Below are 21,951 nucleotides of genomic sequence, written 5' to 3'. Positions count from 1 at the left end.
AGACACCTTTTACAAAATAACAGTGCTGCTGGAAAAACGGGCATCGATCCGGATCAGTAATCAGGAAAGATGCCCGTTCGATTCAGTCAATCATCAGGATTTGGCCGGTGCTTTTTTCTGTCCAAAGTAATGATTGAATGCCATGCGGCGGTTATTGTTGGTGTCCATGTCCCAACGCATTGCGCGTTCCGCAAAGACGCGCTGCGATTTTTCAACTTCCTGGAACAGTGGATTGTCGGCGCCTTTTTTCTTGACGACGTCGTCCCAGATTGTCAGCTGGGTTTGCAGGATGGCGTCAGGTGTTTTGTAGAACTTGACGTTGTCCTTGGTTTGCATTTCGCGATAATCCTTGGAATAGCGATCGATTGCTTTCCACGACATATCGGCTGATGCGGCTTCGACGGCATTGGCGATGATGGCTTTCATCTTCGGTGGCAATGCATCGTATTTGGTTTTGTTAAAGCTGATCTCGAATTGCTCCGAGCTTTGATGGAAGCTTTGCAGCATGCAGACTTTGGAGACGTCAGGGAAGCCGAGCAGGCGATCCGAACTGGCGTTGTTGAACTCTGCGCCATCCAGCAAGCCGCGATCCATCGCCGAGACGATTTCGCCACCTGGCAATGCATTCACCGCTGCGCCCATCGCTGTAAACAAATCGATCGCGAGGCCATTGGTGCGGAACTTGAGGCCTTTCAGATCATCGGTTTTGGTGATTGGTTTTTTGAACCAGCCTAGCGGTTGAGTTGGCATCGGTCCGCTGAGGAAAGACGTGACGTTGGCGCCTATCGATGTGTAGAGTTTTTCCAGCAGCTCTTTACCACCGCCGTATTTATGCCATGCCAGCACCATGTTCGCATCCATGCCGAACACCGGGCCTGAGGTCCACAATGCAATCGCACTTTGCTTGCCGTAGTTGTAGCCCATGACACCGTGGCCGCCATCCAATGTACCTTTTGATACCGCATCCAGCAGACCAAATGCAGGGACCACTGCACCAGCCGGCAGCACGTCAATCTTCAGTTCACCGCCGGTCATGTCATTCACTTTTTTAGCGAAATCCAGCGCGTATTCGTGGAAGATATCTTTGCTAGGCCAAGTACTTTGAAAGCGCATCTGCGTCACAGATTGCGCGGTGGAGATCATTGGAAAACTGAGGGCGGCTGCTGCGGTGCCGGCGGTTGCGGTACCCAGAAACTTGCGGCGGGCGGTGGTCTTGTTCTGATCGTGATTCTTCTTCATTGTGTATCTCCTTTTATATTTTTAGAAATAACTTTGATTCATCACCGACAGACAGCATCCATATGAAATGGCGGCCGGGCTGACGAGCCTAGAATGCGCTTTAACAAAAAGATGTCAAGGTGCGATGCAGCAAGTTCCAGGTTTTTTGCTCAGTGATTTGAGGCTTGGGTGACGGTGTCTCCTTCTTTTTTATTGATGCGATGCCGTGCTTCTTGGTTGACGTCTAGCGCGTCTAAGGCAAAGCGGTAATACAGCATGCTGCTACAGAGCAGGTTGGCGTGTTGACGTAAAATGCCGTGGCCTGCATCAATCTTGATGAGATGAAAATAACGCCGGAGCGGACTTCATTTTTTGCCAGTAGGTTTATCTGGTTAAAATGACTTCACTATTTTCCTGCACTTAATTGATTTGCCATTATTCGGGCCATTCCCTTACGTGATGCTTACAGCTGCATTAACTTATATTTTGAAGTGACTTCGTAATCAGATGCAAACAATCAAATTGATTCAAATTGGTGCGGCAGGTAAGCCGCTATCCAGCGTCGGCAATGCTATTTCTGCAAAGCGTCATTACTGATGCACGTCCAGCTCATTCCGATTGATAAAAAAGGCCAGCCGACGGATGTCTCCGGCCGTCTTGATATGCACGTTAAGCAAGTGTGCAAGGCGACTGCCGAGTTGTATCGCAACAGCGGTTTTCTCGCGCCCTGGATAGGCTATTTAGCCGTGTACGATAGACGCTTGGTCGGTGCTTGTGGCTTCAAGTCACCGCCGCAAAAGGATGGAGATACGAAGAAGGTCGAAATCGGATATCTCACCTTTCCGAAATTCGAGGGACAAGGTATCGCCACCGAAATGGTGCGCGAGCTATTGCATATTGCACATGCAAGCGATGCGACGCTCACTGTCGTTGCGCACACAGAAAATGTCGAAAACGCAGCAAATACGATATTAAAAAATCTGGGCTTTCAGTTTGTTGCGGAACAGGTTGAGCCCGATGGCGACGTCGTGTGGCAATGGCATCGTACTTTGGCGCGCAAAGCCGCGCGTAGCTAAGTAGCTGCATCCGACTTCTATAGCTTGCCCGGCAGACGTTCGCTCTCCTTGTGCATGGAGTGCTCGATTGAATGCCGAGCTGGGTCAATAGAATGGATTAAAAAATCGGTGGAACAGCCACAGGAAAATTCCCATGTTTGAAATCAAAACCATCGCGTTATTCGTTGTCACTGCGCTTGCAGAAATCATCGGCTGCTATTTGCCGTATCTGTGGTTGCGTCAATCCGGTTCGGTATGGTTGCTGATTCCAGCGGCTTTCAGCCTCGCGCTGTTTGCCTGGCTGCTTACGCTGCACCCTGACGCCAGCGGGCGCGTCTACGCCGCGTATGGTGGCGTCTACGTCGCAGTTGCGCTGTGCTGGTTGTGGGCAATCGACGGCATCAAGCCATCGGTGTGGGACGTGGTTGGCGTTGCCTGCACTTTGCTAGGCATGGCGATCATCATGTTTGCACCGCGCAATGCGTAGTAAAAAAGTTGATCCTGCCGAATTCAGTCAACGGCTGGCCAGCATTAATCTGGAAGACAACACAGATATTCTGCCTTCACCGTGCATCGGCATCTGCAGGGTAGATACAAGGACACATTTCTGCGTAGGCTGTTTGCGTACCATAGATGAAATCGCCACATGGGGTGGCGCCAGCGAAGGTGACAAGCGCCTCATTTGGCAGGCGCTCCAGCAACGGTACGATGCGAGCTTGTCCTGATGGCAAGATAGACGGCAAATTAAATAATATGTGCGATCATCCGTCGCATGAAATTTTTGGAAGAAGTGCAATGGAACTGAATTTTTACAAGCCTGCCACAACGGTCAACGGTCCTGCATACAGCCGCTGGTTCAAGCTGTTGGCGACAGTTTTTTCTGCCACGCTGGTGGTGTATGCAATCGATATCGCGCGTCGATTTCCGCTGCTGGAGTACGGGTTCAGCGTGAAGGCATTGCTGGTCTTTGCTGCATTGATGTTAGCCGTCAGTTACTACTGGTTTTTGCGGTCGAGAATTACGATCGACGAAAAAGGTATTACGCAAACCTGGATGTACAACCGGCAAGTCGAATGGCGCGACGTGCGCAGCGCCAAGATGATAGGCGTGCCCTACGCCGGTTGGATATTCCCGCCGCGATTGGTGGTTCGCACGGGTAATTCCTTCACTACCTTCAACGGTGGCACCCAAGAAATCTTGATCGAGTTCGCACAAATATCGCTGGCATTCCAGATGCAAAAAATGGCAGGGAAATAATCTGGCTCGTAGGTTGAAGCGCGCCATTCAAGCATATTGTCAGCAAAGCCAGCCTTGTCCGAAAACGGCTAGACGCTACTAGATCCTGCGCGTATAAATACGCCCATGGACATCCCCAATAGCAATCACATGCAGGACAATGCGACTCTGACGGATGAGAGTTGCTATCGCGCCTTAGCAGCAAAAGATGCACGTTTCGACGGCGTGTTCTTCACCGGCGTTAAAACTACCGGCATCTATTGCCGCCCTGTCTGCTCGGCCAAAACACCGCGCGCATCATCGTGTTTATTTTTCAGTACTGCCGCTGCAGCGGAAGCCGCGGGTTTTCGTCCCTGCTTGCGTTGCCGTCCCGAGCTTGCGCCGTATGCACTCCAACAAAATCTTGCGTACGCCGTGTGGCAGCGCATCGCTGCAGGCGCATTGAATGATGGCGATACAGAGAGATTGGCGGAAGAAGTCGGTTTGTCATCGCGGCAATTGCGCCGCGTTTTGTTGCAGCACTTTGGCGTGACGCCGATCGAGCTCGCGCAAACGCAACGACTTTTGTTTGCAAAAAAATTGCTACAGGAAACGCGCTTGCCCATGAGCGACGTCGCGTATGCGGCAGGCTTTGGCAGCATACGCAGATTCAATGCGCTATTTCTCACGCGCTATGGCATGGCACCAACCAGCATACGGCGCGCCGCTGAAAAATTATCCAGCAATGGTAACGATGCCATCACCTTGCGTCTTGCATACAGACCGCCATTTGCATGGACAGAAATGCTGCATTACTTGTCAGGGCGCGCAATCGCCGGTGTTGAAACTGTGATCAAGGATGACACTGGTGCGATGTCATATGCACGTAGCGTGCGGCTCGGCGAAGTAGACGGCTGGTTGCATGTGCAACACCTTCCTGAAAAAAATCAAATCGAGTTGTCATTATCGGCCTCGCTTGCACATGCGTTGATGCCTTTGCTGGCACGCATACGCAGCCAGTTTGATCTCGATGCCAATCCTGAAGTCATCGCTGCGCATTTAGCCGATGATCCCTTGTTGCTAAAGCAGATCAGCAAGACGCCAGGTTTGCGTGTGCCTGGCGCTTTTGATGTATTTGAATTGGCGATACGCGCAGTGCTCGGCCAGCAAGTGAGCGTAGCAGGTGCGACGACGTTGTCAGGACGTCTGGTTAATAAGTTTGGCAGCCCGACAGACACGCCGTTCATCGGTGTGACGCATCACTTCCCAACGCCGGAAAGACTGGCACAGGCAAGCACGGCAGATATTATCGCGATCGGTTTACCGACCGCGCGTGCCGATGCGATACGAAATCTCGCACAGTTTGCAGCAGAAGATGGTTTGAAAATAAAGCCGGGTACGCCCTTGCCCGAAGTACTTGAGCATCTAAAAAGTGTGCGCGGCATAGGTGATTGGACTGCGCAATATATTGCAATGCGCGCTTTGCGATTTACAGATGCCTTTCCTGCTGGCGATCTGGGTTTGCAAAAAGCGGCGATTGAACTTCAGGGCAGCGTGCGCCTGACGGAAAAACAATTGTTATTGCGTGCTGCAAACTGGTCGCCATGGCGCGGCTATGCAGCGCTGTTGTTGTGGCATTCGCTGGCTTGATGATTCATATCATTGCTCAGGCGATAGCGGATTTGATTGGCGATTTTTAATATAGCAGCCGACATTACGGTTCAAAGGAACATCATGATTTCATTCATAAAACATCCAAGCCCGATCGGCGTCTTGCTGATCGCGGCAACTGACGCTGGCATTTGCGGCATTTATTTTGAAGAACACAAACACTTCAAAGGCAAAGATAGTTGGCTGGAAAAACCAACGCAAGCGGCGATTCAGCATTTGAAGAAAGCCGCGACGCAGCTGGATGAATATTTTGCCAGACAACGTACCGAATTTGATGTCGCACTGGATATGACCGGCACTGAATTCCAGCGCGGCGTATGGACGGCCTTGACTGCGATACCGTTTGGAAAAAGTGTCAGCTATGCACAGCATGCACAAGGATTGGGCAATCCAAAAGCGCTGCGCGCAGTAGGTTCAGCCATCGGAAAAAATCCCGTGTCCATCATCGTGCCCTGCCACCGCGTGATCGGTTCATCAGGCGCGGTGACAGGTTATGCAGGTGGTGTGGAGCGCAAGCGCTTCTTGCTCGCGTTGGAAGATATCGCGGTCAGTTAATTACTTGCCGCCGTGAGATGTCAGCCATGCAATTACATGTTCGGCATCAGCGTCTGACGGGAACACCGGATAAAACACTTCTTCGATTTTTCCTGCGCGAATAATCAAGGTAAGGCGCTTGATCAAACCAATTCCTGCGAAGTGAAAGGTAGGCAGCTGCAAGGCTTGAGCAAAAGTAAGTTGCGCATCGCTCAGCAAAGCAAATGGCAGATGCAATCTTTCAACCAATTCGCTTTGATAGGTCGTGTCTTGCGTGCTCAGACCATACACCGTCGCGCCCAACGCTTTTAATTCCGCATAATGATCGCGATAGGCGCAGGATTGCGGAGAGCAACCGCGTGCGCCTGGGATGGCGTTCCACGCAGTCATGCCACCCGGCAGTTCTTGATCGGGTCGCCCGGTTCTCGGATAACAATACACAACGATCCAGGGCGAGGTATCTTTCGATAGATCGACTTTCGCTCCTGAGGTCGCCTGCAATGCAATCGACGGCAGCGTCAAGCCACGCAAGTGATCGCACGCTCCATCGTCTTGAGGAACGGGCAGATTGTCGGGAACGGATAGCAGATTATCTGTGCGCATATCTGAGCTGCGTTGATGTAAAAAACGAATTATAGATTGGAAGACGTCACGTCTTTTCTTCTGCCATGCTTCTGTTTTTTCAGTACGTCGATATTTGGAATGAACGACAGAAGGCTTGTCTACATCAAGCCTTCATTCACATTACCGCGCGCTGATGTCCTTGGTCCATCGAACAATTTCGTCTATCGATGCAGATGGCGCGCCCACATGTGTTGCATCGGGCTCATACAGCACGGTGAGCGGGTTGGCAGGCAGCGCGTTGAACATTTCCTGTTTGACCTTCGCCAAACCCGGATGGTCGGCCTTCGGTGCGATAAATAATACAGGTGTGCGCGGATTTACATTCTTCGTTGCATTGATCTGGTTCAATGCGCCTTCTGGATTGAACCAGTCGAGATACAAAGTCGCAGTCGTATTCACAGGCGTCAGTCCCTTGGAACCTTCGTAATCGGAGAAGCGGGCTTTTTCATTTCCCTTGCCTTCGGCGATCATCTTGCGTGCATCAGCAACGGCAGCGCCCAGTTTTTCCTGGAAAACAGGACTGCCTACATTGCCGCCCGGTGCGATCGCGATGATGCCGTCAACCACATGCTTGTTTGCAAAATAGATTGTGAATAATCCACCTTGGCTATGGCCGGCCACGAACACGCGACTTGCGCCCTTGCTACGCAATGTCGCAAGGGCTGATTCAACCTCTGCTTCGGCAGCACTCACGCTGGCATCATAATCGCGTCGCGCTGACCAAGGCATGTCGAGATTCGCGACGAGATAACCTTTTGCTTCCAGTGCGGATGCCAGTTCAGCTACATTTCGCGTTGGCGTGCCACCCTTGCCGTGCATGATCACTACGCCGATTTTCGGCGCGACGTCATTCGCCGCAAAGGCCGACATCGCGAACAATGCACTCGCCAGAAAAGCTATCAATCGTTTCATGAGCGTTCCATTCTTGTTTGCTTGTGTGACGTACGCGCAGACGCCATACGGCTTCTGCCTAGCTTTTTATTGCACCAGACGAACCGCAAACGGATAGCGATATGCTTGACCCTTGGATGCGGCAATCGCACCGAGTATGCAGAAAATCAAATTGGCGACATACAGAATTGGCACCAGCACAAAGCCAATCAAGATAAACGCCAGCACCCATGCAATCAAAAATCCTATCGTGATAGTGATCTGAAAATTCAATGCTTCCTTGGCTTGCGAGTTGGCAAAGCCTGGGCTGTCCTTCTTCACGATCCAGATAATCAGCGCACCAATGAATCCAGTAAAAATCCCCAACAGATGTGCGAGCATCGCAATATTGCAATCGTCTTTGCTTGGACTACCTGCTTCGATTTGATCCATGAAAACTCCCTAGTTGGTTCGTACAAGATTACGTTGAAAGATGATGCGGTGTGAATTTTGTGGCGTGATGAATTGTTATGGGAAACAGCATAAGACGACAAGGCTGGCTTTAGCAACAGTAATAAGTTTTGCTGCAAACAAGAGTAAGCGCTACAAAGCAGAAGGGGCGCTTGATGCGCCCCTTCTGTAATGTGAAGAACTCTGATTTTACGCCGCCGCTTTTTTAGCCGCCGGTTTCTTCGCTACTGCTTTTTTGGCAGGAGCTTTCTTAGCCGGTGCCTTTTTCGCAGCCGGTTTCTTCGCCGCTACCTTCTTGGCGGCCTTGGCCGGTGCTGCTTCAATCGCTGTTTCTTCCGCATCGTCAGCTACCTTCGCCGCCTTGCCTTTACCCGGCACCTTCTCTTTGCGAGGTTCAAATTCAAAGCTGGTTTTGCCATCTTTGCCTCTGACTAGATACGCCTTGAATGCGCGACGTGTGCGTTGCGAAACGAATCCTGGCAACAAATCTGTCTTGCCTTCGTTGAGTAGTTTGCTCATTTGCTCAGGCAAAATTTCCTGTTGCAGAATGATGCGGCCGCTGCGGAAGTCGCAGGTTTTTGGTTTTGCTACCGAGTTTTCGCAGACATAGGACAAAGGCATTTCGTACACACCGCCTGCGCATTTTGGGCATGGGCCGATAGGCGTTTGTTCGCTGAAATCTACAGGCTCTGCATTTTCATCATCGTTCTGGCCGAAATCGAATTCCAGTTTGAAGTTTTTGATTTCTTCGTCGCGTGAAATTTTCAGAACGGCAGCGAACGGACGGCCCATCTTCGAGCGGAAGCCTTGCAGTGGACCGATGGTTTTATTCGTCAGCAGTTCTTCAACCTCAGCGACTTCAAACTGACGGCTGCCTGGCGTTTTGCTCATCGAGAATTCACACTTGGTGCAAGCGAATCGACGATAGTTTTCCTTGACCACGCTGCCGCAATTCGGGCACGGTGTTTTGAGTGTCGCGTAATCGCCAGGAATCGTATCGTTGTCGTATTCCTTGGCGCGCTTGACGATCACTTGCGTCATCTGTGCGATCTCGCGCATGAAATCTTCGCGCGTGATTTTGCCGCGTTCCATTTCCGACAGCTTGTATTCCCACTCGCCTGTCAGTTCCGGTGCAGTCAATTCGTTTACGCCGAGGCCGCGCAACAAAGTCATCAACTGGAATGCCTTTGCGGTCGGCATCATTTCGCGACCTTCGCGCAGCAGGTATTTCTCGTTCAGCAAACCTTCGATGATGGCGGCGCGCGTGGCTGGTGTTCCCAAGCCTTTGCCGGTCATTGCGTCACGTAGATCGCTGTCGTCGATCAACTTACCTGCGCCTTCCATCGCGGACAACAGGGTTGCCTCTGAATAGCGTGCAGGCGGTTTGGTGACGAGGCCATTGGCGACAACCGATTCGGTTTTTACCTTTTCGCCTTTGGCGACAGGTACCAAGGTGCCGCTATTTTCCGGATCTTTTTCATCGATGACTTCTTTGCCGTAGACCGCGAGCCAGCCCGGGTTGGTCATGACCTTGCCTTCAGTTTTGAACTGATGACCGGAGACTTCGGTAAAGCGCGTCGTGACCTGGAATTCTGCCGCCGGGAAGAAGATCGACATGAAGCGACGCGTCACGAGGTCGTACAACTTCTGTTCCGGCTCGGACAGATTCTTCGGTGCTTGCGTGGTCGGGATGATCGCAAAGTGATCACTGATTTTCGTGTTATCGAAAATCCGTTTGTTCGGCTTGACCCATTTATTATTCAGGATCTGCTTGGCGAACTGATGATAGTTATTGTTCTCGGCGACGACTTCAAGCGTTTCCAAAACAGTCGGCAAATAATCTTCCGGCAGATGGCGCGAATCGGTACGTGGATAGGTCAATACTTTATGACGTTCGTACAGCGCCTGCGCCAGACCGAGTGTGTTCTTCGCGGAGAAGCCGAAGCGCGCATTTGCTTCACGCTGCAGGCTGGTCAAATCGAACAGCGCTGGCGCCATCGATGTAGTCGGTTTCGATTCTTCGGTGACATTGCCCATCTTGCCGCCACGACAGGCGGCGACGATGGATTCTGCAGCAGCTTTGCTCCACAGACGTTCGGCGCGACGCTCTGGATCGACTTCATCCTTCTTGAATGCGGTATCCAGCCAGCGACCTTCATAGATGCCGGCGGCGCAAATGAATTCTGCGCGCACTTCCCAGAAATCGCGCGAGACGAATTTTTTGATCTTCTCTTCGCGTTCGACCACGATCGACAGCGTCGGTGTTTGCACGCGACCTACGGTCGTCAAATAGAAGCCGCCTTCTTTTGAATTGAACGCGGTCATCGCACGCGTACCGTTGATGCCGATCAGCCAATCGGCTTCGCTACGGCAACGTGCGGCGTCGGCCAGCGGCAGCATTTCGGCGTCGCTACGCAGGTTCTTGAATGCTTCGCGGATGGCGCCTGGCGTCATCGATTGCAGCCACAGGCGCTTGATCGGTTGTTTGGCTTTGGCATTTTGCGCGATCAGGCGGAAAATCAGTTCGCCTTCTCGCCCGGCATCGCATGCGTTGATCAGGCCGGTGACGTCCTTGCGCTTGATCAGCCTGTTCAGCACCTTGAGGCGCGATTCGGTTTTGGCGATCGGGTTGAGCGCAAAGTACGGCGGGATCATCGGCAGATGCGTGAAGGTCCACTTGCCGCGTTTGACATCGAATTCTTCCGGCACCGCGATTTCGAGCAGGTGACCGACTGCGGACGACAGCACGTATTCATCAGATTCAAAATAGTCATCATGCTTGGTAAAGCCACCAAGCGTTTTCGCGATATCGTTCGCGACCGAGGGCTTCTCGGCAATGATGAGGGTTTTTGTCATGGTCAGGTAATCTCTAAAGAAGGTGCCGACACACATAGCTGCGTGCAGGTTGAGGAATACAGCTTATGGCGAGGGCGGCTTTTTCAAGAAGACCCGCGCTAATATAAGAGTTGCATAGCCGTCAAGCGGCCAATGATAAGCGCGTTGCGGCGAAATCCGCAAGCTTGTGACAAAAGAGAAGTGAAATGGGAATAACGGGTGTTGCTGAAGTGACATGTCCGGCGCTTGTAGATTTGCGGCCGGACATGCTTGAGGCTTTATGACTTGTTAGTGCAGCATGCGCGGTTCGGCATCGTCATCATCGAGAAAGAGTTCGTCGAAGATCAGGCCGTCAGGCTCTTTGCCCTGGCTCCACAAGACCATCAAGACGATGACTTTGAGCTTATCCAGAGAAATCGGCGATTCGCCCGCAGCCAGCGCGCGCTCGATCACGATTTCGCGTTGGATAGGGTTGATCAGCTTGGCCGATTCAAGGAATTGAATGAAGCCGATTGCTGGTGTACCGATCACGTCGGTTTCGCGGTCAGCATAAATGCGGGTGCCGAACGAGAACGCCGTCTGATGCGGATAGGAATCGGAAAATTCGTTGGTGGTTTCGGCCAGTGCAGTGAGCCAACCCAGCGCTTTGGAAATTTCTTCTTCCTCAAAGCCGATGGCGGACAATTTTTTTGTCAGCGCATCAGAGTCCGGGCAGGCATCAGGCCGGTAGTAGGTTTCGTACAGATAAACTAGAACATCAAACATGGCGTCACCGTAGCGCTTAGGTTAAGACGACACCATCGCTAGTGTCGTCAGGATCGGATGCGTATGAATCACGCTCTTTACACAACGAATTACAAAGAGGTGTTACGACAGCGGCAGATCAAAGACAGCGCTTACTGGGTTCAAGGATACCCTAAAAATGCTGATGCCAACAGTGTTAGAGAATTTTGTGGCGCAGATGCGATGTCAAAGTGAGATGACAGTTTCGCATGATGCGGCTTTGATAATTGTGCGGTTATTAACTTATGTTCAACCGACGCGGCGATACAGGCCGCCTGGCAATATTTCCAGCATGCCATTCAGCTCTAGCGTCAGCAGTTGACCATTCAATGTTGCAATGTCAGTTTGGCAGCGTGCGGCTAATGTGTCTGCATCGACTGGATCGAAACCTAATGCGTGCAAGAGCAACGCAGATTGCGGATCGGAGGCAGGATCGGCGCTTGCTATGGAATTTGCTGCGGTTGATGTCGCGATTGAAGCGTACTGTAATTCTTCCAGAATATCTTGTGCCGATTCCACCAGTTTGGCGCCTTGCTTGATCAACTGATGACAGCCTTTTGATAGCGGTGAATGTATCGAACCGGGAATAGCGAACATATCGCGCCCTTGTTCTGCCGCCATGCGCGCAGTGATCAGTGAACCTGATTGCAACGCTGCTTCGACTACCAATACACCGCGCGCCAAACCACTGATGATGCGATTACGACGCGGGAAATTCGATGCGATCGCCGGCATGCCAAGTGGATATTCGCTGAGGATGCAACCGACTTCAGCGATTTGATGCGCAAGTGAGCGATTGCGCGCCGGGTAAACCAGATCGGCACCGGTGCCGATGACAGCAATGGTCGAGCCCGCGCTGGGTGTTTTTTCAATCGCCAGCAAACCACCGCGATGCGCTGCCGTGTCTATTCCCAAAGCCATGCCAGAAACGATGCTTAAGCCAGCCAAACTTAAAGCTTCAGAAAACTTTTCTGCATTGACGATGCCTTGCGTGGTGGCATTGCGGCTGCCGACGACTGCGAGCGATGGTCGCGATAATAAATCCACGCGACCTTTGGCGTACAGCAGGATCGGCGGATCGGGAATTTCCAATAATGCAGGTGGATAGTCGGCGTCCGCCAACGTGAATACATAATTGCCGGGGTGCGCGGCCCATGTCTGCGTTTGTTCTATCAGTGCGCTGACTGTTGCGGATATCGGCGCAAGCAATGCATGCGTGATGCGATCAGGGACGACTTGATTCAGCGCAGAGAATTCAGTGGTGAAAATGTTTTCCGGCAGGCCGAATGCGATGAGTAACTTGCGTGCAGTCTCGGGCCCAACGCCCACGGTTTGTTCGAGGCGCAACCAGCTTGCAAGATCGTCTGGCGCCGGCATCAAGCGGGCACAGTGCGATAAATCGGCAGCAGAAATGAAAACCGGCCCTGCAGCTTCGACATCAAATCGCATATTTGTAAGCGCATGATGTGTAGCGGCAGGGCCGGAAGATGGATGACTTGATTACTCAGGAGATCTGGCGACGTCTGCAATCTGTACGGTATCGGTAACCTGCATCACCAAGCCGTATGAAATATTGTTGAAGACACGGAAGATCAACAAGGTGCCGTAGGTTTCATCCGGCAATTTGATCAGGTTGCGACCTTTGCCTTCGGTGCGATCTGCGGTGATTATGCCTAGCCGTTGCAACTCAAGTACCGCGCCAATATCGATGCCGTCCTTGCTGCCACGATTGATAGACACGATTTGATTCTGGCCCGCTTGGGACACGCCGCCATACACGGCGACGATTTGCGCATCGACTTGCTGTTCAGGCGCATGCGGCACGTGATTCATGAAAGGCTGAGGTTCGACCGCGATCAAACGATCGTGCACGCCCATTTCTTCCTTGACGTTGGTCACGGTGAAAGTGTGCGGCTCATTGTCAGCTCTGCTCAAGCGCTGCAATTTCAAGGTGCCGAGGTAGACGGATTCATAACCGATGATTTGTTTTGTCGCTGGGTCTTTCAGCGGCTTGCCCGGACGGAAAGCTTCAAATTCAGTGTGGCCGCCCAACTCGCCGCGCACATATGCTTTGTCGCCATTGCCCAGATAAACGTGGCCCTCTTGCACTGCCACGATGCGTGGAGCGCCATTGAGTTCGCCAGCTTCAATAATCAAGGGCTTGGTCAAAAACGCCTGGATTTCTGCCAGAGTAATGGTCGAGATCGCATCGGTAGGCGCATCTGACGAGCGTACTTGTGGCGACAGGCGCACGGTAGATGAATCGTTATAGTCGGTACCTGCGCCGCGGCCCAGACGCAATTTGCCGGCTACACGATCAAAATAAATAACTTGTCCCGGATAGATCCAGTGCGGATTGCGTATCTGGTCGCGATTCAAATCCCAGACTTGTGGCCAGCACCAAGGTTTCTCTAAAAATTTCCCCGAAATGCCCCACAAAGTATCGCCGCGTACGACCACATGCTGATCAGGCGCATTAGACAAAAACGCGCAGCTTGTTTTGCCGGCGACTGCTTTTGTCGACGTTTGGGCATGGGTAGTAATGGGTAAAACGACTGAGGTTAAAGCGAGGAAGAGTGCAGCTGTGCTAAAATTTTTCATGGTTTGTCCGGTGAGCTTGACCAATTGTGACGCCATTACTGTGCTGCAGCATGTTATGAGTGAAATAACACATTCGTCAAAAAACTTGCTAAATTGAATCAAATTCTGCACATAAATCATTGAAGTAGCAAGAAAACCACGCTATTAACCTGCCGCCTTGTTGCGCAAAAGCTGTATGTCCATATTAAATATTCTGCGATACCCCGATTCAAGGCTGCATAAAATTGCCAAGCCGGTCACCGTATTCGATGCGCGCATCAAGACCTTGGTCGCCGATATGGCGGAAACCATGTATGACGCGCCTGGCGTTGGTCTAGCCGCGTCGCAAGTCGACGTGCACGAGCAAGTGATCGTGATTGATACGTCGGAAACCCATTCCGAACTGCGTGCCTATATCAATCCCGAGCTGATCTGGGTCAGTCCTGAAATGCAAATCTACGACGAAGGTTGCCTGTCGGTGCCTGGCGTGTATGACGGCGTCGAGCGCCATGCCCAAGTCAAGGTGCGTGCTTACGATGCAGATGGCAAACAGTTTGAGCTGGAAGCCGATGGCCTATTGGCGGTGTGTATCCAGCATGAAATGGATCACTTGAAAGGCAAGGTATTCGTCGAATATCTGTCGCCGCTGAAGCGCAATCGCATCAAGACCAAGCTGCTGAAGGAAGAACGCGAGCTGAATCGTCACAACAAGGCCGCGCAACGCTAATCGGCAAGATTAGCTGCGCTACTGCAATCGCTGCTTAATCGTTCTACTGCTTTCAGCCTGAGATTTTGGCAAATGCAATTGCGCGCAAGGGTTCGCATAGTCGGCTTGTAGTACTACAATTCGTCCCATGAAAATCATATTTGCCGGTACGCCGGAATTTGCGGCAATTGCTTTGGCAGCCTTGCACGCGGCTGGTCACGAGATCACGCTCGTGTTGACGCAACCCGATCGCCCTGCCGGTCGCGGCATGCAATTGCACGCGTCTGCCGTCAAACAATTCGCGTTGGCGCACAACATCCCTGTGGCGCAACCGATCTCCTTGAAGCTGGATGGCAAATATCCCGATGTCGCAAAAGAAGCGCACGACTTGCTGCACGCAACGCCCCACGATGTGATGGTAGTCGCGGCGTATGGTTTGATCTTGCCGCAATCTGTGCTCGACATTCCACGTCTCGGCTGTCTGAATATTCATGCCTCATTGCTGCCGCGCTGGCGTGGTGCCGCACCGATACACAGAGCGATTGAAGTTGGCGATGTAGAAACTGGCGTCACTATCATGCAGATGGAATTGGGTTTGGATACCGGCCCGATGTTGTTGATGGAACGCTTGCCGATTGCAGCCGACGATACGACGGCCACTCTGCATGACAAACTGGCAAAACTGGGCGGCGACATGATCGTCGAGGCTTTGGATAAATTAGAGCAAGGCGGTTTGACGGCAACGCCGCAGCCAGAAGCTGGCGCTAACTACGCGGCGAAAATTGCGAAGGAAGAAGCCACGCTAGACCTGACACAGCCGGCTCAAGAACTGGCGCGCAAGATACGCGCATTTAATCCTTTCCCGGGTGCGATGGGTATTTGCAATGGCACACCAGTCAAGTTTTGGCAGGCGGAAGCAGTTGAGTCTTCCAATCACTGGCAAGCGGGCCAGGTTATTTCGGCGAATGCGCATGACGGTGTGGTGATCGCTTGCGGTGATGGCGCATTGCGTGTGACCGAATTGCAAAAGCCTGGCGGCAAGCGTTTGCCTGCTGCAGAATTCATTAAAGGCTTCCCTTTGGAAGATCAGAGATTCGACTGATTTCTGCCGGTTTTCATAGGTGGCGCTGCATTCCGCAAACCCTTGATTTCACGTATAATTTTTACTGCGCCGATTTGATTGAACAAGTCAAAACCAGCTTGCGGGCGCCAGACTAAATTCCTCACGAATTTGTTCTAAAAATACTGCTAAAGCGGCGCTTGGTAACCCGGTCCCGTTTTACAGACCGGGTTTTTGCATTTTTGCATGGCAACGATAATCACCAATAAAGAATTCACGATGAAACGCGACGCTATTTCCGATACTGAAGTCCTTTTGCGCGACCTGATGGCGCGCCGCATCCTGATTCTGGATGGTGCGATGGGGACCATGATTCAGCAGTACAAGCTGACAGAAGAGGATTATCGCGGCGAGCGTTTTGCCGATCTGGCTGCTGCTGGTATTCATGTTCCAGCGGGTAGAGAATTGTTCGTCAAAGGCAATAACGAATTGCTCTCCTTGACGCGTCCGGATGTGATCAGCGCGATCCATGAAGAATATCTGGCCGCTGGTGCCGATCTGATTGAGAGCAATACCTTCGGCGCCACCACGGTCGCGCAAGACGATTACCACATGGGTCATTTGGCTTATGAAATGAACGTGGCTTCTGCGCGTCTCGCGCGTGCTGCTTGCGACAAGTATTCGACGCCGGACAAGCCGCGCTTTGTTGCTGGCGCATTGGGGCCGACACCAAAGACTGCGTCGATCTCACCGGACGTAAACGATCCTGCCGCGCGTAACGTCACCTTCGATCAACTGGTTGCTGCGTATTTGGATCAGACGCGCGCGCTGGTGGAGGGCGGCGCGGATGTGCTGCTGGTCGAAACTATTTTTGATACGCTGAATTGCAAAGCTGCACTGTTCGCGATTGATCAATTTTTTGAAGAGTCAGACAAGCGTTTGCCGATCATGATTTCCGGCACGGTGACCGATGCATCGGGCCGTATTCTGTCGGGCCAAACTGTTCCTGCATTCTGGAATTCCATTCGCCATGCAAAGCCGCTGACCGTTGGTTTGAATTGCGCACTGGGTGCGGCATTGATGCGTCCGTATGCAGAAGAATTGTCGAAGATAGCTGATACCTACGTTTGTATTTATCCGAACGCGGGTTTGCCTAATCCTATGAGTGATACCGGCTTCGATGAAACGCCGGATGTGACTTCATCGCTGCTGCAAGATTTCGCAAACAGTGGTTTCGTTAATATCGCCGGTGGCTGCTGCGGTACCACGCCCGCTCACATACGTGCGATTGCCGAAACGATCAAAACCATAGATCCACGTCTGGTCCCATCCGTTGAGCCGACCTTGAAGTTGTCAGGTCTGGAGCCATTCGTCATTGATGATCATTCCTTGTTCGTCAACGTCGGCGAGCGTACCAACGTCACCGGCTCGAAAGCGTTCGCGCGCTTGATCATCAACGAGCAATACGATGAAGCATTGGCTGTCGCACGTCAGCAAGTGGAAAACGGCGCGCAAGTCATCGACATCAATATGGACGAGGCGATGCTTGATTCGCAGGCTGCGATGTCGCGCTTCCTGAATTTGATCGCATCCGAGCCAGACATCGCGCGCGTGCCTATCATGATCGATTCGTCGAAATGGTCGGTCATCGAAGCAGGTTTGAAATGCGTGCAGGGCAAGGCCATCGTCAATTCGATTTCGATGAAAGAAGGCGAAGAAAAATTCCTGCACGAAGCAAAGTTGTGCCGTCGATATGGCGCAGCTGTAATCGTGATGGCCTTCGATGAAAAAGGTCAGGCGGATACCTTTGAGCGCAAGATCGAAATCTGCGAACGCGCCTACAAGCTGCTGATCAAGGAAGTCGATTTCCCGCCGGAAGATATTATTTTCGATCCGAATATTTTCGCGATCGCGACCGGTATCGAAGAACACAATAACTACGCCGTGGACTTCATAAATTCGGTTCGCTGGATCAAAGAAAATCTGCCGCACGCGAAAATCAGCGGCGGTGTATCGAACGTCAGCTTTAGTTTCCGCGGCAACGACCCGGCGCGTGAAGCAATCCACACCGTGTTCCTGTATCACGCGATCAAAGCCGGCATGACGATGGGTATCGTCAACGCCGGCATGGTTGGCGTGTACGACAATCTGCCGGCAGAGTTGAAAGAACGCGTCGAAGACGTCGTGCTGAATCGTCGCGAAGATGCGACCGAGCGCATGATCGAAATCGCCTCGACTTTGAAGGCCGGCGACAAGAAAGAAGAAGCCACGCTCGAATGGCGCAGCGGCACCGTGCAGCAACGTCTGGCGCATGCGCTGGTGCAAGGCATCACGCAATGGATCGTCGAAGATACCGAAGAAGCGCGACAGGAATTGCTGGGCAACGGCGGTCGTCCTATCCACGTGATCGAAGGCCCGTTGATGGACGGCATGAACATCGTCGGTGATCTGTTTGGTCAGGGCAAAATGTTTTTACCGCAAGTCGTTAAATCGGCGCGCGTGATGAAGCAGGCCGTTGCGCATCTGATTCCATTCATCGAAGAAGAAAAACGTTTGCTGCAAGAGCAGACCGGTATCGTCAGCAAGCCAAAAGGCAAGATCGTTATCGCCACCGTCAAAGGTGATGTACATGACATCGGCAAAAATATTGTGTCGGTCGTTTTGCAGTGTAATAACTTTGAAGTCGTCAACATGGGCGTGATGGTGCCGTGTTCGGAAATCCTCGCGAAAGCGAAGGAAGAGAAAGCCGACATCATCGGTTTGTCCGGCCTGATCACGCCTTCGCTGGAAGAAATGGCTTACGTCGCCAAAGAGATGCAGCGCGACGAATACTTCCGTGGCTTGAAAACACCTCTGCTGATTGGCGGCGCGACTACCAGCCGCGCGCATACCGCAGTCAAGATCGCGCATAACTACGATGGCCCGGTTGTCTATGTGCCGGATGCCTCTCGTTCGGTATCAGTCGCGCAATCGCTGCTGACGCCGGAAAGTCGCGATGCCTACATTGCAGATATAGCGACAGATTACGAGCGTATACGCGTGCAGCATGCGAACAAGAAAGCTGTGCCGATGTTGACCTTGGCAGATGCGCGCAAAAATAAAATGAAGCTGGATTTCACCGGCAAGAACGCGCCGGTCAAACCCAAGTTTATCGGCCGTCGCGTCTTCAAGAATGTTGATCTGGCGACGATTGCGCAATACATCGATTGGGGTCCGTTCTTCCAGACCTGGGATTTGGCAGGGCCATATCCGGCGATTTTGAAGGATGAAGTGGTAGGCGATGCTGCGACCAAGGTATTTGCTGAAGGCCAGGCTTTGCTGAAAAAGCTCATAGACGGTCGCTGGCTGACAGCGAACGGCGTGATTGCACTTTTGCCAGCGAACACGGTCAATGATGACGATATCGAAATTTATACCGATGAAACGCGCACCGAAGTCGCTTTTACCTATTACGGTGTGCGGCAACAGACAGTCAAGCCGCTGATTGATGGTGTACAACGTCCTAATCAGTGTCTGTCTGACTTCATTGCGCCTAAATCATCAGGCATCGCTGATTACATCGGACTGTTTGCGGTAACGACAGGTTTGGGTATTGAAAAGTACGAGAAGCGTTTTGAAGATGCGTACGATGATTATTCATCGATCATGCTGAAGTCGCTGGCTGATCGTTTGGCCGAAGCATTTGCCGAACATTTGCATGAGCGGGTGCGCAAGGATTTATGGGGTTATGCACCTGACGAGTCGCTGGATAACGAAGCGATGATCAAGGAAGAGTATCTCGGCATACGTCCGGCGCCAGGTTACCCGGCGTGCCCGGAACATACGGTAAAAATCGATATGTTCAAGGTCTTGCAGGCAGAAGAAATCGGCATGATGCTGACTGAATCGTTTGCGATGTTCCCTGGCGCTGCGGTATCCGGTTTTTACTTCGGTCATCCGGAAGCAAAGTATTTTGTAGTCGGCAAGATCGGCGACGATCAAGTCAATGATATGGTCGAACGCCGCGGCGCATCCAAGGAAGATGTGGAGCGTTGGCTGGCACCGAATTTATCCTGATAAGGTTTTGAATATGCGCACAAGAATAATCTGGAAAGAACGCCCATTAAAAAGCAAACTCCTGATTATTTTTGTCAGCGTGGCCGTCACCCTGCTGCTGGTGTTACTGGGCCTGAACCTGTCGCTGGGCAGTAAAAAAGTACAAGAAGAAATCCCGCGTCTTTATTCAGTCGCGGATCCGCAATTCGAGCGCTCCATGGGCGCGTTGATGGGCCCGGCCATCGTCGGCGGCAATCGCACCCAGGCTTTGCTGAACGGATCAGAAATTTTCCCGTCCATGCTGCAAGCGATACGCGGCGCGCAAAAAACCATTAATTTTGAAACCTATATCTATTGGTCGGAAGCCATAGGCAAAGAGTTTGCCGAAGCCTTCGCCGAACGCGCGCGCGCCGGCGTCAAGGTGCATGTACTGATCGATTGGGTAGGCAGCAGCAAGATGGACCAAGCCTATCTGGATACGATGGAACAAGCTGGCGTAGAGGTACAAAAATATCATCCGCTCAAGTGGTATAACGTCGCGCGCATCAACAACCGCACGCATCGCAAATTACTGGTGGTTGACGGCAAGATAGGTTTCACCGGTGGCGTGGGCATCGCTGGCCAATGGACCGGCAATGCCGACAGCCCGGACCATTGGCGCGATTCGCATTACCGCGTTGAAGGCCCGGTGGTCGCGCAAATGCAAGCGGTGCTGATCGACAACTGGATCAAAACCACCGGCAAGGTACTGGATGGCCCTGACTATTTCCCGGTGCTGAAGCCGGTAGGCGACGATCACGCGCAGGTGTTCAGCAGTTCGCCGCAAGGCGGTAGCGATAGCATGCGTCTGATGTATATGCTGGCAATGACGGCAGCGGAAAAATCTCTGCATCTGTCGATTTCCTATTTCGTGCCGGACGAGCTGACGCGCCAGATTTTGATTGATGCCGCAAAGCGCGGTGTCAAGGTACAGATTATCGTGCCCGGCGAACACATGGATGTCGATCTGGTAAGACGCTCTTCGCGCAGTATGTGGGGCGATCTGTTGCAGGCCGGCGTAGAGATTTATGAATATGAGCCGACCATGTATCACTGCAAGGTGATGATCGTTGATGGCTTGATGGTGTCGGTTGGTTCGACCAACTTCGATGATCGTTCATTTCGGATGAACGATGAAGCCAATCTGAATATTTATAATGCGGCATTTGCAGAGTCGCAGATAACTGTGTTCAACGACGATCTGAAACACGCACGCCGCATCACATACGCGCAATGGAAGCAGCGCCCATTCAGCGAAAAAATGCACGAGCATGTCGCCGGCCTTCTAGGCCCGTTGCTGTAATCTGCGCTACAGTTTAGGCGGCCGATTCAGCCAGTGACCCTATAGGTTGGCCGTCTATGAATACCTTCAATTCACCGGCTGCAAATTGTGTCCACGTTTCATTCGTCGTCAAGGGCGCAGTAACGATGATCGCCACGCGATCGTTCGGCGTCGTCACCTCTGAAAAATCTACTTTCATATCTTCATCGCACAGCACGGCTTCGGCAAATGGATACTGGCGCACGATGTAATGCAGATTGGTTGAGCAATGCGCAAACAATGCAGAGCCGTCCGACAACATCATATTGAAAGTACCGTGGGCCGCGATCTCGCTGCACAGCTCATCAATTGCCTTAGTCAATTGCGGCAGTGTCGGCAGTGAGTCGTCGAAACGCCGACGTAGTTCCTGCAAGATGTAGCAGAACGCTGCTTCGCTATCGGTGGTGCCTACCGGCTGATAAGGACCATTCAATTCCGGATTGAAATCCTTCAAATCGCCGTTATGTGCGAAGACAAAATAGCGTCCCCATAATTCACGCACGAAGGGGTGACAATTTTCCAGTGCGACACGGCCTTGGGTTGCCTTGCGTATGTGAGAAATGACATTCTTGGATTTGATCGGGAAACGTCGTATCAGCTCTGCAACCGGTGACTCGACCGCCGACTGATGATCAACGAAATGACGCACGCCCGCACCTTCAAAAAAGGCGATGCCCCAACCATCATTGTGAATATCGGTACGACCGCCACGCGTCGCAAAGCCGGTGAAGCTGAATACGATATCGGTGGGAACATTGCAATTCATTCCGAGAAGTTGACACATGTGTTTTCGTAAATTTATCTGGTAAAGCGAGATGCTTAGATTGAAACAGGGTTTTCAACACAGTATCACGACTCGCCTTTGGGTTTGTCATTCGTGCGGAGCAGATAGCTTTGATTATCTGTCGCGTTTTGTGCATAAAGTGGCGAAATA

19 protein-coding genes are annotated in these 21,951 nt (G+C 52.0%); 10 read left to right on the top strand and 9 right to left on the bottom strand.

What is annotated here, in order from left to right; all coding sequences use genetic code 11:
* Window positions 1-93 precede the first annotated feature (93 nt).
* Complete coding sequence (locus Q7T66_RS00545; protein ID WP_304931277.1) at window positions 94-1,239, bottom strand: TRAP transporter substrate-binding protein; 1,146 nt, start codon at window positions 1,237-1,239, stop codon at window positions 94-96.
* Between the two features lie 575 nt (window positions 1,240-1,814).
* Here Q7T66_RS00545 and Q7T66_RS00540 point away from each other — a divergent pair.
* The 6 genes from Q7T66_RS00540 (at window position 1,815) to Q7T66_RS00515 (ending at window position 5,714) form a co-directional block, all read left to right on the top strand.
* Entirely contained in the window at window positions 1,815-2,294 is a 480-nt protein-coding gene (locus tag Q7T66_RS00540) for a GNAT family N-acetyltransferase (protein ID WP_304931276.1), read from the top strand.
* A 133-nt stretch (window positions 2,295-2,427) separates the two neighbouring features.
* Window positions 2,428-2,760 carry a YnfA family protein gene (locus Q7T66_RS00535; protein ID WP_304931275.1) on the top strand — a complete coding sequence of 111 codons (333 nt, stop codon included), beginning with the start codon at window positions 2,428-2,430 and terminating at the stop codon, window positions 2,758-2,760.
* Entirely contained in the window at window positions 2,753-2,998 is a 246-nt protein-coding gene (locus Q7T66_RS00530; RefSeq protein ID WP_304931274.1) for a DUF1289 domain-containing protein, read from the top strand. Before Q7T66_RS00535 ends, Q7T66_RS00530 begins: the two co-directional genes overlap by 8 nt.
* A 70-nt stretch (window positions 2,999-3,068) precedes the next feature.
* A complete protein-coding gene (locus tag Q7T66_RS00525; RefSeq protein WP_304931273.1) occupies window positions 3,069-3,530 on the top strand; it encodes a hypothetical protein in 462 nt (153 codons plus the stop codon).
* Between the two features lie 105 nt (window positions 3,531-3,635).
* Window positions 3,636-5,138, top strand: a complete 1,503-nt coding sequence (locus Q7T66_RS00520; RefSeq protein ID WP_304931272.1) for a DNA-3-methyladenine glycosylase 2 family protein — start codon at window positions 3,636-3,638, stop codon at window positions 5,136-5,138.
* A gap of 84 nt (window positions 5,139-5,222) precedes the next feature.
* Window positions 5,223-5,714 (top strand): methylated-DNA--[protein]-cysteine S-methyltransferase, encoded by a 492-nt coding sequence (locus tag Q7T66_RS00515; protein ID WP_304931271.1) that lies wholly within the window; start codon window positions 5,223-5,225, stop codon window positions 5,712-5,714.
* Here the strand turns inward: Q7T66_RS00515 and Q7T66_RS00510 are convergent, their stop codons facing one another.
* The 7 genes from Q7T66_RS00510 to Q7T66_RS00480 form a co-directional block, all read right to left on the bottom strand.
* Window positions 5,715-6,296 carry a peroxiredoxin gene (locus tag Q7T66_RS00510; RefSeq protein WP_304931270.1) on the bottom strand — a complete coding sequence of 194 codons (582 nt, stop codon included), beginning with the start codon at window positions 6,294-6,296 and terminating at the stop codon, window positions 5,715-5,717. It lies immediately after the preceding gene.
* A gap of 141 nt (window positions 6,297-6,437) precedes the next feature.
* Window positions 6,438-7,229 (bottom strand): carboxylesterase, encoded by a 792-nt coding sequence (locus Q7T66_RS00505; RefSeq protein ID WP_304931269.1) that lies wholly within the window; start codon window positions 7,227-7,229, stop codon window positions 6,438-6,440.
* 66 nt (window positions 7,230-7,295) lie between these two features.
* Entirely contained in the window at window positions 7,296-7,640 is a 345-nt protein-coding gene (locus Q7T66_RS00500; protein ID WP_304931268.1) for a DUF4870 domain-containing protein, read from the bottom strand.
* Window positions 7,641-7,847: 207 nt separating this feature from the next.
* The gene (locus Q7T66_RS00495; RefSeq protein ID WP_304931267.1) at window positions 7,848-10,514 is read right to left on the bottom strand and encodes a DNA topoisomerase III; all 2,667 of its coding nucleotides are present in this window, start codon (window positions 10,512-10,514) and stop codon (window positions 7,848-7,850) included.
* A gap of 267 nt (window positions 10,515-10,781) precedes the next feature.
* Window positions 10,782-11,258, bottom strand: coding sequence for a DUF494 family protein (locus tag Q7T66_RS00490; protein WP_304931266.1), 477 nt, complete (start codon window positions 11,256-11,258; stop codon window positions 10,782-10,784).
* 267 nt (window positions 11,259-11,525) lie between these two features.
* A complete protein-coding gene (gene dprA / locus Q7T66_RS00485; protein ID WP_304931698.1) occupies window positions 11,526-12,653 on the bottom strand; it encodes a DNA-processing protein DprA in 1,128 nt (375 codons plus the stop codon).
* 123 nt (window positions 12,654-12,776) lie between these two features.
* The gene (locus Q7T66_RS00480) at window positions 12,777-13,877 is read right to left on the bottom strand and encodes a LysM peptidoglycan-binding domain-containing protein (RefSeq protein ID WP_304931265.1); all 1,101 of its coding nucleotides are present in this window, start codon (window positions 13,875-13,877) and stop codon (window positions 12,777-12,779) included.
* Between the two features lie 175 nt (window positions 13,878-14,052).
* Here Q7T66_RS00480 and def point away from each other — a divergent pair, with 175 nt between their 5' ends.
* The 4 genes from def (at window position 14,053) to cls (ending at window position 20,999) form a co-directional block, all read left to right on the top strand.
* Window positions 14,053-14,583: a peptide deformylase gene (def, locus tag Q7T66_RS00475; RefSeq protein ID WP_304931264.1), complete on the top strand. Its 531-nt coding sequence runs from the start codon at window positions 14,053-14,055 to the stop codon at window positions 14,581-14,583.
* 127 nt (window positions 14,584-14,710) lie between these two features.
* The gene (gene fmt, locus Q7T66_RS00470) at window positions 14,711-15,664 is read left to right on the top strand and encodes a methionyl-tRNA formyltransferase (RefSeq protein WP_304931263.1); all 954 of its coding nucleotides are present in this window, start codon (window positions 14,711-14,713) and stop codon (window positions 15,662-15,664) included.
* 237 nt (window positions 15,665-15,901) lie between these two features.
* Window positions 15,902-19,678, top strand: a complete 3,777-nt coding sequence (metH, locus tag Q7T66_RS00465) for a methionine synthase (RefSeq protein ID WP_304931697.1) — start codon at window positions 15,902-15,904, stop codon at window positions 19,676-19,678.
* A gap of 13 nt (window positions 19,679-19,691) precedes the next feature.
* Window positions 19,692-20,999, top strand: coding sequence for a cardiolipin synthase (gene cls / locus Q7T66_RS00460; protein ID WP_304931261.1), 1,308 nt, complete (start codon window positions 19,692-19,694; stop codon window positions 20,997-20,999).
* Window positions 21,000-21,012: 13 nt separating this feature from the next.
* Here the strand turns inward: cls and Q7T66_RS00455 are convergent, their stop codons facing one another.
* The gene (locus Q7T66_RS00455; protein ID WP_304931260.1) at window positions 21,013-21,801 is read right to left on the bottom strand and encodes a class II glutamine amidotransferase; all 789 of its coding nucleotides are present in this window, start codon (window positions 21,799-21,801) and stop codon (window positions 21,013-21,015) included.
* Between the last annotated feature and the right edge of the window lie 150 nt (window positions 21,802-21,951).

It is taken from the genome of Herminiimonas sp. (assembly GCF_030655415.1).
Note: the sequence above shows the minus strand (reverse complement) of the source record. Positions and strands in the feature narration are given on the sequence as shown.

Bases quoted from the DNA above. Each gene is read 5' to 3' on its own strand.
- Q7T66_RS00545 (WP_304931277.1), bottom strand. From the start codon at position 1,239: ATGAAGAAGAATCACGATCAGAACAAGACCACCGCCCGCCGCAAGTTT.
- Q7T66_RS00540 (WP_304931276.1), top strand. From the start codon at position 1,815: ATGCACGTCCAGCTCATTCCGATTGATAAAAAAGGCCAGCCGACGGAT.
- Q7T66_RS00535 (WP_304931275.1), top strand. From the start codon at position 2,428: ATGTTTGAAATCAAAACCATCGCGTTATTCGTTGTCACTGCGCTTGCA.
- Q7T66_RS00530 (WP_304931274.1), top strand. From the start codon at position 2,753: ATGCGTAGTAAAAAAGTTGATCCTGCCGAATTCAGTCAACGGCTGGCC.
- Q7T66_RS00525 (WP_304931273.1), top strand. From the start codon at position 3,069: ATGGAACTGAATTTTTACAAGCCTGCCACAACGGTCAACGGTCCTGCA.
- Q7T66_RS00520 (WP_304931272.1), top strand. From the start codon at position 3,636: ATGGACATCCCCAATAGCAATCACATGCAGGACAATGCGACTCTGACG.
- Q7T66_RS00515 (WP_304931271.1), top strand. From the start codon at position 5,223: ATGATTTCATTCATAAAACATCCAAGCCCGATCGGCGTCTTGCTGATC.
- Q7T66_RS00510 (WP_304931270.1), bottom strand. From the start codon at position 6,296: ATGCGCACAGATAATCTGCTATCCGTTCCCGACAATCTGCCCGTTCCT.
- Q7T66_RS00505 (WP_304931269.1), bottom strand. From the start codon at position 7,229: ATGAAACGATTGATAGCTTTTCTGGCGAGTGCATTGTTCGCGATGTCG.
- Q7T66_RS00500 (WP_304931268.1), bottom strand. From the start codon at position 7,640: ATGGATCAAATCGAAGCAGGTAGTCCAAGCAAAGACGATTGCAATATT.
- Q7T66_RS00495 (WP_304931267.1), bottom strand. From the start codon at position 10,514: ATGACAAAAACCCTCATCATTGCCGAGAAGCCCTCGGTCGCGAACGAT.
- Q7T66_RS00490 (WP_304931266.1), bottom strand. From the start codon at position 11,258: ATGTTTGATGTTCTAGTTTATCTGTACGAAACCTACTACCGGCCTGAT.
- dprA (WP_304931698.1), bottom strand. From the start codon at position 12,653: ATGCCGGCGCCAGACGATCTTGCAAGCTGGTTGCGCCTCGAACAAACC.
- Q7T66_RS00480 (WP_304931265.1), bottom strand. From the start codon at position 13,877: ATGAAAAATTTTAGCACAGCTGCACTCTTCCTCGCTTTAACCTCAGTC.
- def (WP_304931264.1), top strand. From the start codon at position 14,053: ATGTCCATATTAAATATTCTGCGATACCCCGATTCAAGGCTGCATAAA.
- fmt (WP_304931263.1), top strand. From the start codon at position 14,711: ATGAAAATCATATTTGCCGGTACGCCGGAATTTGCGGCAATTGCTTTG.
- metH (WP_304931697.1), top strand. From the start codon at position 15,902: ATGAAACGCGACGCTATTTCCGATACTGAAGTCCTTTTGCGCGACCTG.
- cls (WP_304931261.1), top strand. From the start codon at position 19,692: ATGCGCACAAGAATAATCTGGAAAGAACGCCCATTAAAAAGCAAACTC.
- Q7T66_RS00455 (WP_304931260.1), bottom strand. From the start codon at position 21,801: ATGTGTCAACTTCTCGGAATGAATTGCAATGTTCCCACCGATATCGTA.